Source organism: Bacillus sp. NTK074B (assembly GCF_017303375.1).
Taxonomy (GTDB): Bacteria; Bacillota; Bacilli; order Bacillales; family Bacillaceae_B; genus Rossellomorea.
On record NZ_JAFKOH010000147.1, the window covers coordinates 1 to 262 of the forward strand.

Below are 262 nucleotides of genomic sequence, written 5' to 3' on the forward strand. Positions count from 1 at the left end.
TCTTACAGGCTATATCGCCGCGTTCGGCTGGCATACCGCGCGGCTGGGCGATCATCTGGTCTATGCCAATTATTATCCCCGGCTGCTCGACAGCCATGTCCGGCTGGGCCGCGCGCTGCACGATCTGGGGCGCGAAGGCGTGGTCTCGGGCTTTGCCCTGGGCGATGCGGGAGCGGCCGCCTATCACTCGGATCTGCGCGCGCTCGATACCTATGGGCTGACCAGCCACCGCATCGCGCGCGAGGGGGTGAGCGCGGACGTC

At 67.2% G+C, this 262-nt stretch carries 1 protein-coding gene; it reads left to right on the forward strand.

The annotated features are described in order from the left end of the window. Positions 1-262, forward strand: a 262-nt coding sequence (locus tag JI667_RS21775; protein ID WP_206858567.1) for a hypothetical protein, incomplete at both ends; no start/stop codon positions are given.